Here is a 13,259-nt window from a genome sequence, read left to right as displayed (position 1 = left end):
TTACCTCCACGTACCTGCCAGACGGTTAACCACTGTTTCCATCAGGCCTGTTACCCTCCGTTGCGCTCGCAGGGCTTCCCGCAAATCTGCCAGCGAGTCGGAGGCATAAAGCGGGTCATGCTTGATTACTTCCTGTATGTCACTGTCTGTTTGCATCATCACGGTGAAAGCACCGAGCCTGCCGTACTGACTATTCAGCAATAATTGTTCAAGCTGACGAGCCTCCCATTCGGTGATAACTCCGAGTTGGCTGTTGTGCATCATGGCTAAATTCTCTTATTGTTCCCGGCTGGCGGGGCTTACTGTTTCACGGCTTTCAGGCGCTTGCCTGCCACCGGTGGTTCAAACTTGATTCCGGCCTGTTCCAGAACCCAGCTTTCTATTTTCACGTGCCACTGTTTCAGAAGGCCTAACGGGCGCTGGCGGTAGTGCTTTTCAACGGTGGCACTGGGCTTGTGACCTTGGATTTGAGCGACAATACCTGCGGGCACTTCTACCCACTCCGACAGGGTGCCGAATGACCGCCTCAGACCGTGCAGAGTAAGCCCTTCGATACCGGCTACTTTCAAGGCGCGGGTATGCTGAGCTCGGGGCTCTACCAAGTGGCCGCTTTTAGCGGTGGGGCTGGAAAATACCCATTCATTCCGGCGCGGCAATGAATCAATGAGAGAGGCAACATATGGGGTCAGGGGTATAACCCGCTCTCCATCAACCTTGTCATGGATTGCCAAGCTTCCCCACCGGTTATCAACGTCTGACCATTGCAAGGTTGATAACTCACCCCGCCGGGCACCGGTGAGCAGAAGTATTTGCAGATAAGCTGAAATCACGGGGTTGTGGATTTGCTGCACCGCTGAGAACCAGGCGGCCAACTGCTCCCGTTGCAAGCAATCGGCTTTAACCCCTTTGCGAGGCAGGCTTTGCTTCGCTAGCCGGTTAGAACAGGCATCAGGGCTTGCCAGCCCATGGAAGCGGGGTTGATCGTCGCACCAGTGCAGGAATGCCCGCAGAAGGGCAAACGCTAGCCGCGCTTGTGTGGGGCGATCTTTCGCTTCCTTCTGCAACCATTGCCCCACGGTGTGGCTGTCTATGTCCGCCAGCTTTAACGAGAGTAGCGGGGTCAGTACACCGGGTTGGGTCTTACCCTTTCCACGCTTGCGGGGTTCACCACCCGCCTTGCTGATTTTCAGGTGATCTTTCAGGTGGTGATCACCCCAACGTGGCGTCCGGGCTTCAATATAATCTGACCAGGCATCACCCACGGTGGCATCAGCCCGCTTTGCTTCTTTCTGAGCCTCCCTGACTTCCGCTAGCCGTTGTTTCTTTTCCAGGCGGGGGTCGATTCCCTGATCAACAAGGGTGCCAAGCCTGCGGGCTTCAGCGCGGGCCTCATCAATGCCCCACGTTTTCACGTCACCGATAGTTACTCGCAGGGCTTTACGGTCCAACCGGTTCTGGTAGATGAATGCTTTGCTCTTTGCGGTGGCGCGAACTCCCAATCCCGGCACCGTGGAATCCCATAGAAAGGCTTGCTTCCCATCGGCCCCGGCCTTGAATCCATCCACCCTGCCCGCTGTCAGGTTTACTTTCACCCCTGTCACTCCTCGAAAACGTGTAAGCAATATGTAAGCAATTTTCGAGAATACGGGTAAATTCCGATCAACTCAACAGGAAGCAAAAAAGTCAACTAATAGTTGATAATAAACGATTTTATAGTATTTATTGAGTTATCGATCAACGCGGGGAAATGTCAATTTTTAGGGATTGAAAATCCCCGTGTCGGTGGTTCGATTCCGCCTCCGGGCACCATTAAGAATTCAGACAAGACCCGCCTCGTGCGGGTTTTGTTGTTTCTAGGCCGCCCTAAGGGACATCCGCCACAAACACTTCGCAACTCTCCCTGCCAACCCCTTGGTCTCTCAGCCCGGAAGTTGCAGCACAGGAATGTCTGGCGACCCTAGCGACATTGGCATATCCTTTGTTTTTGGCTCCCAAAACCAGTAATGCAAAGTTTCAGAGGGCATTACCATGAGAAATCTCCACCTAACCCTATCTTTAGCGGTTTCTCTTTTGGTAGCTGGATGCGTCAATAACAACGTCGAACCAACGCTTAAAACTTCCAGCGCATCTGTGAGCTCCAAAGGGCTGTTTGAATGCATTAACCGCAATGGTAACGGTTACATCGACCGTTCTGAACACGTTTACCTGCGCCCATGCGGAATCACCGAAGACCTCGCCTGCGGTAATGTTCCAGACTCATTTGACGAAAGCTCTAACACTGACACCGTACAATTCGGATCGAGATTTCTTCAACTTGCCGATGCAGATGGTGATGGGAGGATAAGCAGTCTGGAGCTCCGCGCCCACTGCAATAACATGACCGTGAAGAAATAGATCCTGGGTTCGCCTGGGCGCAATTTGATGAGACATGAAAGTGGTGCCCGCCGGGCACCACTATGAATCCAGACAGAACCCGCCTTGTGAGGGTTCTGTCGTTTCTGAGGCCCAAGAAGAACGACTCACCCTGCAACCCTTTGGGAATAACTCGCCCTGGGCTCAACGCGCTCCTCCATCAGCCGTCGCTCACACATGGCTTTTTTCAGTTCTGTGTAGTTCGTGGGGCTCGGATCCTCTTCGTAACGTTCCTGAGCCAGTCTCGCCAGGTCACATTTATCGAGCCACTTCTCGATCAACTCTGTAGTCTTCATAGCCACCTCGTCTGCTTGAATTCACTGAGTCAGCATAACGATCTGGCCCCCGCTCTATCCCGGTTGTTTTTCGCATGAATTGTGGCAAATGATGGCACTCGTTGCTGACCAACACTGAGGATTGCATCCGTTCGCGCAGCAAAAACGACTGCGGGCGATTTCTACAGCTTGACTGTACAGGCCCGGAAGTATTCAGCTTACTTCCATTACATAAATGTGACAGAGTAGTGTAGTGGGAGCCAAACCCGAGCCAATTGCGGGAAAAATGAACCAATGAACTACCGCCAATTCGTCCTCGCCGGAATACTCGGACTTCTGGCTTTTGCGCTCTGGGCGAGTCCCGAGTTCAAACAGATTGCCGCCGGGGTTGCGATCTTCCTGTTTGGCATGCTCTCGCTCGAGAACGGGTTTCGCCGATTTACCGGCGGATTCCTGGAGAGGGTGTTGCGCCGGACCACGGACACGATTCCCAAGAGTCTGGGTTTTGGCATCGTCAGCACCGCCATTATGCAATCCAGCTCTCTGGTATCGATCATTACCATATCCTTCCTGAGCGCCGGCCTGCTTCCGCTGATCACAGGCATTGGCATCATTTTCGGAGCCAACCTTGGCACCACAACCGGTGCCTGGCTGTTCGCGACTATCGGCATGAAGATGAGTCTCTCGTCCTTTGCTTTGCCGATGCTTGTTTTCGGCGTGGTGCTGAACTTCCAGCAATCCCGCGTGCTCAAGGCCTTTGGCGCGATTCTGGCCGGCCTGGGATTTCTGTTTCTCGGCATAGATTTCATGAAGGAAGGATTCGAGAGCTACCAGTCGGCGGTCGATCTGCGCGACTATGCAATGACGGGCGTAACCGGACTGCTCGTTTACACAGGGCTCGGAATTCTGGCGACCGTCGTCATGCAGTCGAGCCACGCGACACTGGCCCTGACCCTGGCCGGCCTGGCCACAGGCCAGGTAACCTACGAGAATGCTCTGGCACTGGCGATCGGTGCCAATATTGGCACCACAGTGACCGCGCTGATCGGCGGCCTCGGCGCGAATATCGCCGGCAAGCGGCTGGCAGGCGCCCACCTCTTGTTCAATATAGCAACGGCAGCAATCGCCCTGGTGCTGATCGAACCGCTACGCTGGTCCGTCGATAGCCTGTCAGCGCTCATGTCGATCGCAGAGGATGATTACACAGTCAAGCTCGCCGTATTCCACACCCTGTTCAACTGCCTGGGTGTAGCCGTAATGTTGCCTTTAATTTCCCGGATGGCGAACGCGCTGGAACACTGGCTGCCAGAACGTGAGGAAGAGGCCGAAGCCCAGCCCAAGTACCTGAATCCGGCCGCAATGGACTTCCCCGATAGCGCAAATGCCGCTGTCCGCCGTGAGGTCTGGCACCTCTTCGATCAAGCCTTCGTTATCCTGGCCCACGGTCTCCACCTGCACCGTGAGAAGATCCGCAACTGCGATGACCTGGCATGGATGATCAATCATAGCCGGGAACGCATCGACATCGACATCGATCTGGTCTATCGACAGCGCGTCAAGCGACTTTATAACGCCATCCTCGATTTTATCTCTGGGCGAATGGCGCGCATGTCCCCGGCGAGCTCCACCGACTCCCTCTATCGTCTGCAGCATGCTGCCGCCGAGATGGTGGAAGCCATCAAGCACGTCAAACATCTGCGCAAGAATCTCACGATCTACATGGTTGCAGATAACACCGCGATCCGTAATGAGTACAACGATCTCCGGCTGCGGGTCGCGATGGTGCTCCGCGAAACCCACCGGTTTTACGAGGGCAAATTTGACGATGCCAGCACGGCAATACTTGAGCTGGACGAGATCGCCGTACGCGCCCGGGTAGACCGTGAATCCATGGTCGCGCGCGTGACGCGGCTCCTCGGGGCAAAGCGGATCGATTCAGCAATGGCCACTTCCCTGCTTAACGATTCCGCCTATGCCAGCGAGACAGTGGATGCTATTTTGGCTGGGACGCGTGCGCTTCTTACAGCCACAGATGTGGAAGCGGCCCGGACAACGGAGGCAGTGTCGGTGAGTGATGAGGGCCAGGCAGAGATCACTCTCTGAGACGTCAAAGGCTCGTGACGACGTCCGGGCAGACCAATCTTCGATCACGGCGGAGTCGGACAATGGGTTTCAAGGATTTGGTGGCCAAGCTTGACGATGTCCTGCGTGAACACGACAAGGGCAGGTCCCTCAAACGTAAGGAACTGAAGCGTCTGCAGCAGGAGCTTGAAAAAAAACAGGCAAAATACCGCGATCAGCTAAAGTCCGGCTCTTCCCGGGAAACACCCGCTCAGACCGAGGTCCGCCTACGCGTGGTCGAGGCGCAACTCGCTAAACTGCGAGAGCTTATGGAAGAAGCATCCCTCTGATGGTGAAGAACAATACAGCCGCCAGCAGCCCCGATAACGGTACCGTAATCAACCAGGCAGCCACGATCCTGAATACCGCCGATCGCTTGACGAGCTCCTGACGGTACACCTTTTTCAGGCTCTTTCGGTCGCTTTTCGAGATCGGCGCAGTGCCACCATTTTGCCTTTTAAGATTCTTGAGAATGTCTCCCTTCTCTTCGAACGAGGCCTCATCAAACTCCTTGAGCAGACGCTCTACTACTGCCCGATCCTCTCCGGCATGGTGGGCCTCAATCTCCTCGATCTTCTGGCGATAGGTAGTTTTGAGATGCTCGCGCAGAAAGCCAACTCCGAACACACCCCCAATGGCAATGTGAGTGGAGCTCACGGGAAGGCCGAGCTGGCTTGCGATGATCACGGTAATCGCCGCGGCCATAGCCACGCAGAAGGCACGCATGCGGTCGAGCTCTGTGATCTCCGATCCGACGGTGCGTATGAGCTTGGGGCCGTACAATGCCAGACCGAGGGCAATCCCGAGTGCCCCTACCAGCAACACCCAGCTGGGGATCGCCGCCTTTGCCGCGACACCGCCTTGCAGTACGGCTTCATTGATCGCGGCCAGAGGACCCACCGCGTTCGCCACATCATTCGCCCCGTGCGCGAAACTCAGAAGCGCAGCTGAAAAAATTAACGGGTAGGTGAACAGGCCATCAACCCCCGCTTTACTGTTTTCCACTTCCTCAGAAGAACGGGCAATAAGCCATTTCGTGATCCACCATACGATGCCGCCAGCAACCGCGCCGATGCCGATAGCGGGAAGAAACCCGATGTCGACAATCTTGCCTAGCCCCTTGATCACAAGATACGTGGCAAAGGCCCAGGCCATTATTGCGACAAACAGCGGAACGTTGTATCTGGCGGCCTGAGCAATGTCCCGTTTGTAGGTGATCCGGCGCTTGATCAGGTACAGGGAAAGTGCTGCGATGGCCCCACCCAGCACTGGCGATATAACCCAGCTCGCGGCAATCTGACCAAACTGGTGCCAATCCACGATATCGACCCCGCCCGCCGCTATGCCCGCGCCCATGACACCGCCGACGATGGAGTGGGTCGTGGAGACGGGTGCCCCGATATAGGTGGCTGTATTCAACCAAAGCGACGCAGCAAGCAAGGCCGCCATCATAAGCCAGATGAAGGTGTCGGGATCTCCGATCAGCGCAGGATCGATAATCCCCTTTTTGATTGTGCCTACGACATCGCCGCCGGCAATCAGCGCGCCACTGGCCTCAAAAATTGCCGCTATTGCGATTGCCCCCGCCAGTGTCAATGCTTTGGAACCGACCGCGGGACCCACGTTATTGGCGACATCGTTCGCACCGATATTCATCGCCATGTATCCGCCGATCATCGCCGCTATTACCAACATGACCATATTCGGAGCGTCAGCCCCTATCGAACGCACGTACAACATGATCCCGGCAAGGAATATCACCGCCAGACCGATACGAAAAACCTCAGCACGGCCGTAACGGGTCGCCTTTTCTATGGCATTGATTTGTTCCAGCTCCATATTTGCGCCGCCATCTGTCGATAACTAGTGCAGGCCTCTGAGCCAAAAAAACCGCGATCAGAATCGCGGTTTTTTGGCAATTGAACCGTTGCTATTCGCTTACAACGGTTACTGGCCCGTGAGCATGCCTGACTACCTTCTCGCTAACACTACCCAGCGTGAGGCTTCTCACAAGCGAGTCGCCGCGCCGCCCCAGAAACATGTGGGTGCCCGGATTATCGTCCAGATACTCAATGATTTCCTTGGCGGGGTCACCTTTGAGCAGGACTTCGTCAGTGGGTTCAACGACCCCACTTACGGCCTTTTTCGCAGTATCAAACGCTTTGCGCCCGTACTCATTGGCTTCTTCATCAATGTCGCTCTGCAACACACCACTCACAATTAATCTCTCAACCCTGGTGCCAGGGAATACAGCGAGCAGTTTGAGTGGTTGACCGAGGGCCTTTGAAAGCTCCGCTGCCATTTTTGCTGCGTGTGACGAATGCTCTGATCCATCACAGGCCACGACGATGCTCTGAGTTCCTTGTGCCATGACGCCTCTCCTTATCTGATCAATGTTTAACCAAACTAACATTGCTGCGACCTTAGAAGGGTTGACTGAAATCAATTACCGCAGGATCGGTTTTATGATCGAAGCGCATTTGTACCTATTGCCGGAATCTCTGGCACCATTGATTCTTGCGCTGCCGAGACGGCAATTGACGACAAGGAGTGATTGAAATGCTGATGGCCATTGGGGCGATCATCGCGGGTCTGATTCTGTTGGTGTGGAGTGCGGATAAATTTGTGGAAGGCTCGGCCACCACGGCCAGCTATTTCGGAATGCCGCCGCTGCTCATCGGCATGGTCGTGGTCGGTTTCGGCACGTCTGCGCCGGAGATGGCGGTGTCTGCCCTGGCCGCCTCGCAGGGCAATCCCGGGCTGGCTCTGGGCAACGCCTATGGCTCGAATATCACCAACATTGCGCTGATTCTCGGCATCACAGCCCTGCTGGCGCCGATCGCCGTGCATTCCCAGGTCATGCGAAAGGAGCTGCCCATTCTGATTCTGGTCACCGCCTTTGCCGGCTGGCAACTGTGGGATGGGGATCTGAGCCGGATGGATGCCATCGGCCTGATGCTGGCTTTCGTTGTATTGATTAGCTGGAGCATCTACCAGGGCCTTCGGCAGCCAGACGATGCTCTCGCTACAGAGATGACCGAAGAAGTGCACGCAATGCCACTGCGCAAAGCACTTTTATGGCTGGTGGTCGGACTGCTTCTGTTGATTGTCAGCTCCCGAATACTGGTGTGGGGTGCTGTTGATCTGGCAACCGCCTTTGGCATCAGCGATCTGGTTATCGGCCTGACCATCGTGGCCGTTGGCACATCACTTCCGGAACTGGCCTCATCCATCATTGCCGCCCGCAAAGGGGAACACGATCTGGCCCTGGGCAACATTCTGGGTTCCAACCTGTTTAACACCCTGGCCGTTGTGGGGATTGCCGGACTGATTGCCCCCATGCCGGTGGCGCCAGAAGTGCTCACCCGTGACTTCCCGGTTATGGCTGCCCTCACCCTGTTTCTGTTTGTCATGTGCTATGGCTTCCGCGGGCCCGGACGCATCAACCGGTTTGAAGGGAGCGCCCTGTTGCTTGCCTTCGTGGCTTATACCGTGTATCTGTTGGCTTTTTCGGGAGCGTAAATCATGTCACTTGCAGCCTGGCTAACCTTCCTTGTTGCGGCCGTTCTGATCAGTGTTTCCCCGGGTGCCGGGGCGATCAATACCATGAGTAATGGTATGCGTTACGGCGTTCGCCGATCGCTGCCGGCCATCATGGGGCTGCAGCTAGGTTTCGGGATCCAGATTCTGCTGGTGGGTGCCGGGCTGGGTGCCATCATTGCCTCCTCGAACATCGCCCTGTCCGTTATCAAATGGCTGGGTGTTGCCTACCTGATCTGGCTGGGCATTTCCAAATGGCGAGAGCCGGTGATGGAATCCATGGACGATGACCGTCAGCCCGTTAGCGGGTACAAGCGGTTCTGGAATGCCGTGTTCGTGAACCTCACCAACCCCAAGGCCACAGTCTTTCTGGTGGCTCTGTTTCCGCAGTTTCTGGTAGCAGGCGCGCCCCATGGGCCGCAGTTGCTAACCATGGGAGTCACACTGATTCTGGTGGATTGTTTGGTGATGCTCGGTTACGCCCTGCTGGCCAGCCAGCTGTTCCGGTTTATGACTACAGCCCGGCGCCAACGGCAGATGAACCGCGTTTTTGGCAGCCTGTTTGTGACCGCCGCTGTCGCCCTGGCCAGCTTCAAGCGCGCCTGAGACGAATCCGAGTCAGCGCAAGATACATTCCCGGCTCAGCTTCCGGCTGAGCGTCCTGCGCTGCTGCCGGAGAGTATTGCCCCGATCGTTGCTGTAGCCCGCCCGCAGTCTGGACTGAATCCGCCCCAGTTTGCTTCTGTAAGTCGCGCAGGTCTTCTCAAGCTCGGCCTCGGCCTTTTCTTTCTCGGTGATTCCAGAGCCTTCCCGGCGGCCTGAGGCAAGCAGGCCTTCAACGTCTTTGCGAATTCCGGACACCCGCTTTCCTTGGCTGAGGTTCTCAGACATCGGCACTGTGACAGGCGCCTGCACCTGCAACTGTTTGTGCGGAATGTCACCCGGAGGGTAATCGGAGAAGTGCGCTACACCACGGCTGTCTATCCAGGTATAGACCTCGGCGTTAGCTACTGAGACAAGCGAAAAAGACAAAACAAGACCGGCCATCATCCTTGGCATACGGTTCCACTCCCTGTGGTTCGGTAACTTGGCGGCGCAGTATAGCGAAAAAAGCCAGGGACTTGGGGTCAGATGGAAATTTCATCTGACCCCAACCTAGGTTCTACTGATCCAGAAGCTCGATCCAGTGCTGGACTGGCACCGGTGATTTAGTCTCCAGGTGCATCTGGCAACCGATGTTGGCGGTCACGATGCGATCCGGATTGTCGACGGTCAAAGCCTTCAGCTTGTTACCCAGCAGCTTCTGGCTCATCTCCGGCTGAGTGACTGAATAGGTGCCAGCAGAGCCGCAGCAAAGGTGCTTGTCCTTGGTGGCAGCGAGGTTAACACCGGCACGGGTCAGAACCTGCTCCACCACACCGTTCTGCTTCATGGCGTGCTGCAGGGTGCAGGGGCAATGGAACGCCACCTTGCCCGCGTCCTGCCGGACCTTGAGCTTTTCCAGGTCCTGTTTCAGCAAAAAGGCGCCGAGATCGGTGCACAGCTCGCTCACCTTCTGTGCTTTGGCGGCATAGACCGGATCATCTTTCAACAGATGACCGTAGTCCTGAACCATGGCGCCGCAGCCGGAGGCCGTCATGACGATCGCTTCCGCACCCGCTTCGATCGCTGGCCACCAGGCATCGATGTTCTGGCGCATTCTTTCCAGGCCTTTCTCATGTTCAGAAAGGTGGTAGTTCACGGCACCACAGCAGCCAGCCTCGGGTGCTTCCACCATGGTAATACCGAGCCGGTCCAGAACCCGGGCGGCGGCCGCATTTGTGTTCGGCGTGGCGGAAGGCTGCACGCAGCCCGCCAGTGCCAGCACGATACGGCTGTGGCTGGCCGCAGGCCAGGGGCTCGCCTGCTTTCTGGGCGGCACCTTTGTGCGCAGTTTTTCCGGCAATACCGGGCGGAAAACCTGCCCCAGGCGAAGCAGTAAGCCGAACAACTGGCGGTTGGGAATCACCCGCGCCAGGGCCCAGCGCAACCACTTGTCTTTTGGCTCCCTGGGCATCTCCTTTTCCATCAGGCCGCGGCTGATGTCCACCAGGCGGCCGTACTGGACACCGGAAGGGCAGGTAGTCTCACAGCTGCGACAAGTAAGGCAACGGTCCAGGTGCTCGCGGGTTTTCTCTGTAACTTCCGCCCCTTCAAGGAACATCTTCATCAGGTAGATCCGGCCCCGGGGGCCGTCACGCTCGTCGTTCAGCTCCTGATAGGTCGGGCAGGTAGCGGTGCAAAAGCCACAATGCACACAGGCCCGAAGGATGGACTCGGCTTCCTGGCCTTCCTTGGTGTTGGCAAATTGTTGAACCAGATTCGTTTGCATAATTACAACCAGCTGTATAAACGTCCGGGATTGAAGATATTGTCCGGATCAAAGGCATTCTTGATGCGGCGCTGGATGCCCTTCAGGGCCTCCGGCTGGTGATGCATCACCTCACCGGTGCGATCGCCACCACGGAACAGGCTGACCTGGCCACCGGCAGCACGGGCCGCAGGCTCCAGATCTTTTAGCTCACCGGCGCCACGGAACCAACGCTGGGAACCGGCCCAGTCGATAAACCAGTTGCCTTCGAGATTCGGTGTAGCAGCCGTCGAGCCAACGGAGAAGCGCCACAAAGGCACGTCGTTACCGGCAAAAAATTCGTGGTGCATATCCTGCACCTGTCGCCAGAAGTGGTCGCCCTGCTCCATCACCTCGCCGGACCACTTTTCAGCGGTGGCTTCGACACCGGATTTCGCACCGGCCAGGCGCAAATAAACCTTGCCGTCCACCCAGCAGGCGGCAGTGATGGGCTTGGGCTCGGCCGCCCGGCTGTTCATATAGTGAACCACCTCATCCATGCCCATTTCCTGAACCAGCGTCAGGGAGGCGGCCGGTTTCGGCATCACTTTCATGCTGATTTCGGTGATCGCGCCCAGGGTTCCCAGGGCACCGGCCTGAAGACGTGATACGTCATAGCCAGCCACGTTTTTCATTACCTGACCGCCAAAGCGAAGATGTTCGCCCTTGCCATTGAGCAGCCGGATACCCAGAACCTGGTCTCGCACCGAGCCGGCCCAGGGGCGTCCCGGACCGGAAAGGTTGCAGGCCAGGGTGCCGCCGATGGTAGAGGCGGCACCAAAATGGAGTGGCTCAAAATGCAGGCACTGACCTTCTTCCGCCAGAGTCGCCTCGATTTCGCTCAGCGGCGTGCCGGCACGGACAGTCAAAACCAGCTCCACCGGGTGGTAGTCGACGATACCGGTGTGCTCGCCCACGTTGAGGGTTCCGGCATCGGTATCGGCTTCTCGGCCCATAAAAGCCTTGGTTCCACCACCGACAATGTTCAGTTTGTGCCCGCTGTCCCGGGCCTGGAGCACCTGCTCCTTCAACTGTTGGGAAATATCAGCCATGGGCGGCTTCCGTATGCTCGTGCGTGTGTTGTTTGTGCTCAAGGGAGCGGTATTCCTGACAGAACCGCAGGGCCGGTACGCCCTTGCCCGGGTTCAGGATACCGGCGGGATCAAACGCGGCCTTTACGTCGTGGAACTGCTGGAGTTCCTCATCGTTGAACTGGACCGCCATTTGGCGAATCTTTTCAACGCCAACGCCGTGTTCGCCGGTAATGCACCCACCCACCTCCACACACATTTCCAGAATGCGTGAGCCGAAGGCCTCCGTACGTTCAAATTCGCCGGGCACGTTGGCATCAAACAGAATCAACGGGTGCAGGTTGCCATCGCCGGCGTGGAACACGTTCGCGACGCGCAGACCAAACTCCTCGGACATCTTCTCCATTTCCGTCAGAACATAGGCGATCTCACGACGGGGAATGGTACCGTCCATGCAATAGTAGTCCGGTGAAATCCGGCCAACGGCCGGGAACGCAGACTTACGGCCTTTCCACAGGAGGGCGCGCTCTTCCTCGCTCTGAGAGGTCCGAACCGAAGTGGCACCCAGCTTGCGAAAAACTTCTTCGGCCTGCGCAATGTGTTCGTGAACTTCCTCCTCGGTACCGTCCACTTCACAGAGCAACAACGCCTTGGCGTCCCGTGGGTAGCCGGCCTGCGCGAAGTCATCCGCCGCGACGATGGCGTGGCCGTCCATCATTTCCAGACCACCAGGGATGATGCCGTGGGAAATAATACCGCCCACGGCGTCACCGCCTTTCTGAACGTCATCAAACCCGGCCATGACCACCTGGGCCACTTCCGGCTTCGGCAGCAGCTTCACTTTGACTTCCGTCACCACACCCAGAAGACCTTCAGAGCCGGTCATCAGCGCCAGCAGATCCATGCCGCAGCCGTCCAGACCATCACTGCCCACGGTCACGACATCACCCTCTGCCGTGACTATCTCCACACTCAGGATGTTGTGAACGGTCAGACCGTACTTGAGGCAATGCACGCCGCCGGAGTTCTCGGCGACATTACCACCAATGGTGCAGGCGATCTGGGACGAGGGATCCGGCCCGTAATACAGACCGTACTGTGCCGCTTCCTCGCTGATGGCGAGGTTACGCACCCCGGGCTGCAGTCTCGCCGTTCGGGCCAGCGGATCGATCTCCACGATGCGATTGAACTTGGCCAGCGACAGCACCACGCCCTCCTTGTTGGGCATGGCACCGGCACTGAGCCCGGTTCCGGCTCCACGGGCCACCACAGGTACCGCGTTCTCGTTACAGATGCGCATCACCCGCTGCACCTGTTCAACGGTTTCCGGCAGCACCACCAGCAACGGCATTTCGCAATACATGGACATGCCGTCGCATTCGTAGGGCTTCATGGTCTCGTCATCAGTGATAACGAAGTCCGGGTCGATAAACGCCCGGAACTGCTCTGCCAGCTCGGCTTTGCTGACTTTCGGCTTGGTAGTCATAGCAC

General features: G+C 57.0%; 14 protein-coding genes. 5 read left to right on the top strand and 9 right to left on the bottom strand.

Going from position 1 to position 13,259, the window contains the following annotated elements:
- Together ACWJ62_RS00355 and ACWJ62_RS00350 are read right to left on the bottom strand one after the other, a co-directional pair.
- A complete protein-coding gene (locus tag ACWJ62_RS00355; RefSeq protein ID WP_449284411.1) occupies positions 1–264 on the bottom strand; it encodes a hypothetical protein in 264 nt (87 codons plus the stop codon).
- Between the two features lie 35 nt (positions 265–299).
- A complete protein-coding gene (locus tag ACWJ62_RS00350; RefSeq protein WP_449284410.1) occupies positions 300–1,592 on the bottom strand; it encodes a tyrosine-type recombinase/integrase in 1,293 nt (430 codons plus the stop codon).
- A gap of 436 nt (positions 1,593–2,028) precedes the next feature.
- On the opposite strand from ACWJ62_RS00350, the gene ACWJ62_RS00345 reads away from it, so the two are divergent.
- Positions 2,029–2,394: a hypothetical protein gene (locus ACWJ62_RS00345; protein WP_449284409.1), complete on the top strand. Its 366-nt coding sequence runs from the start codon at positions 2,029–2,031 to the stop codon at positions 2,392–2,394.
- Between the two features lie 125 nt (positions 2,395–2,519).
- Here ACWJ62_RS00345 and ACWJ62_RS00340 read toward each other — a convergent pair whose 3' ends face one another.
- Positions 2,520–2,708, bottom strand: a complete 189-nt coding sequence (locus ACWJ62_RS00340; protein ID WP_449284408.1) for a hypothetical protein — start codon at positions 2,706–2,708, stop codon at positions 2,520–2,522.
- A gap of 273 nt (positions 2,709–2,981) precedes the next feature.
- Here ACWJ62_RS00340 and ACWJ62_RS00335 point away from each other — a divergent pair, with 273 nt between their 5' ends.
- Positions 2,982–4,790: a Na/Pi cotransporter family protein gene (locus tag ACWJ62_RS00335; protein ID WP_449284407.1), complete on the top strand. Its 1,809-nt coding sequence runs from the start codon at positions 2,982–2,984 to the stop codon at positions 4,788–4,790.
- A gap of 62 nt (positions 4,791–4,852) precedes the next feature.
- Positions 4,853–5,098, top strand: coding sequence for a hypothetical protein (locus ACWJ62_RS00330; RefSeq protein ID WP_449284406.1), 246 nt, complete (start codon positions 4,853–4,855; stop codon positions 5,096–5,098).
- Here ACWJ62_RS00330 and ACWJ62_RS00325 read toward each other — a convergent pair.
- Positions 5,076–6,647 carry an inorganic phosphate transporter gene (locus tag ACWJ62_RS00325; protein ID WP_449284405.1) on the bottom strand — a complete coding sequence of 524 codons (1,572 nt, stop codon included), beginning with the start codon at positions 6,645–6,647 and terminating at the stop codon, positions 5,076–5,078. The genes ACWJ62_RS00330 and ACWJ62_RS00325 overlap by 23 nt on opposite strands.
- 91 nt (positions 6,648–6,738) lie before the next feature.
- Positions 6,739–7,179: a universal stress protein gene (locus ACWJ62_RS00320; RefSeq protein WP_449284404.1), complete on the bottom strand. Its 441-nt coding sequence runs from the start codon at positions 7,177–7,179 to the stop codon at positions 6,739–6,741.
- Between the two features lie 188 nt (positions 7,180–7,367).
- Here ACWJ62_RS00320 and ACWJ62_RS00315 point away from each other — a divergent pair, with 188 nt between their 5' ends.
- Together ACWJ62_RS00315 and rhtB are read left to right on the top strand one after the other, a co-directional pair.
- The gene (locus ACWJ62_RS00315; protein WP_449284403.1) at positions 7,368–8,330 is read left to right on the top strand and encodes a calcium/sodium antiporter; all 963 of its coding nucleotides are present in this window, start codon (positions 7,368–7,370) and stop codon (positions 8,328–8,330) included.
- Between the two features lie 3 nt (positions 8,331–8,333).
- Positions 8,334–8,954, top strand: coding sequence for a homoserine/homoserine lactone efflux protein (gene rhtB, locus ACWJ62_RS00310; protein ID WP_449284402.1), 621 nt, complete (start codon positions 8,334–8,336; stop codon positions 8,952–8,954).
- A gap of 12 nt (positions 8,955–8,966) precedes the next feature.
- On the opposite strand, the gene ACWJ62_RS00305 is transcribed toward rhtB, so the two are convergent.
- From ACWJ62_RS00305 to ACWJ62_RS00290, 4 genes are all read right to left on the bottom strand, one after another.
- Complete coding sequence (locus ACWJ62_RS00305) at positions 8,967–9,407, bottom strand: DUF4124 domain-containing protein (protein WP_449284401.1); 441 nt, start codon at positions 9,405–9,407, stop codon at positions 8,967–8,969.
- A gap of 103 nt (positions 9,408–9,510) precedes the next feature.
- On the bottom strand, positions 9,511–10,719 hold the full coding sequence (gene glcF, locus ACWJ62_RS00300) for a glycolate oxidase subunit GlcF (RefSeq protein WP_449284400.1): 1,209 nt from the start codon (positions 10,717–10,719) through the stop codon (positions 9,511–9,513).
- Positions 10,720–10,721: 2 nt separating this feature from the next.
- The gene (glcE, locus tag ACWJ62_RS00295) at positions 10,722–11,789 is read right to left on the bottom strand and encodes a glycolate oxidase subunit GlcE (RefSeq protein WP_449284399.1); all 1,068 of its coding nucleotides are present in this window, start codon (positions 11,787–11,789) and stop codon (positions 10,722–10,724) included.
- Positions 11,782–13,254 (bottom strand): FAD-linked oxidase C-terminal domain-containing protein, encoded by a 1,473-nt coding sequence (locus tag ACWJ62_RS00290; RefSeq protein ID WP_449284398.1) that lies wholly within the window; start codon positions 13,252–13,254, stop codon positions 11,782–11,784. Before ACWJ62_RS00290 ends, glcE begins: the two co-directional genes overlap by 8 nt.
- Between the last annotated feature and the right edge of the window lie 5 nt (positions 13,255–13,259).

The organism is Marinobacter sp. PE14 (assembly GCF_053566155.1).
This window is presented reverse-complemented; position numbering and strand designations above follow the sequence as displayed.

What these genes read in the sequence shown, in the direction of transcription:
- ACWJ62_RS00335 (WP_449284407.1), top strand. Translation starts at nt 2,982, where the DNA reads ATGAACTACCGCCAATTCGTCCTCGCCGGAATACTCGGACTTCTGGCT.
- ACWJ62_RS00320 (WP_449284404.1), bottom strand. Translation starts at nt 7,179, where the DNA reads ATGGCACAAGGAACTCAGAGCATCGTCGTGGCCTGTGATGGATCAGAG.
- glcF (WP_449284400.1), bottom strand. Translation starts at nt 10,719, where the DNA reads ATGCAAACGAATCTGGTTCAACAATTTGCCAACACCAAGGAAGGCCAG.
- ACWJ62_RS00290 (WP_449284398.1), bottom strand. Translation starts at nt 13,254, where the DNA reads ATGACTACCAAGCCGAAAGTCAGCAAAGCCGAGCTGGCAGAGCAGTTC.
- ACWJ62_RS00330 (WP_449284406.1), top strand. Translation starts at nt 4,853, where the DNA reads ATGGGTTTCAAGGATTTGGTGGCCAAGCTTGACGATGTCCTGCGTGAA.
- ACWJ62_RS00340 (WP_449284408.1), bottom strand. Translation starts at nt 2,708, where the DNA reads ATGAAGACTACAGAGTTGATCGAGAAGTGGCTCGATAAATGTGACCTG.
- ACWJ62_RS00345 (WP_449284409.1), top strand. Translation starts at nt 2,029, where the DNA reads ATGAGAAATCTCCACCTAACCCTATCTTTAGCGGTTTCTCTTTTGGTA.
- ACWJ62_RS00305 (WP_449284401.1), bottom strand. Translation starts at nt 9,407, where the DNA reads ATGCCAAGGATGATGGCCGGTCTTGTTTTGTCTTTTTCGCTTGTCTCA.
- ACWJ62_RS00325 (WP_449284405.1), bottom strand. Translation starts at nt 6,647, where the DNA reads ATGGAGCTGGAACAAATCAATGCCATAGAAAAGGCGACCCGTTACGGC.
- glcE (WP_449284399.1), bottom strand. Translation starts at nt 11,789, where the DNA reads ATGGCTGATATTTCCCAACAGTTGAAGGAGCAGGTGCTCCAGGCCCGG.
- rhtB (WP_449284402.1), top strand. Translation starts at nt 8,334, where the DNA reads ATGTCACTTGCAGCCTGGCTAACCTTCCTTGTTGCGGCCGTTCTGATC.
- ACWJ62_RS00355 (WP_449284411.1), bottom strand. Translation starts at nt 264, where the DNA reads ATGATGCACAACAGCCAACTCGGAGTTATCACCGAATGGGAGGCTCGT.
- ACWJ62_RS00315 (WP_449284403.1), top strand. Translation starts at nt 7,368, where the DNA reads ATGCTGATGGCCATTGGGGCGATCATCGCGGGTCTGATTCTGTTGGTG.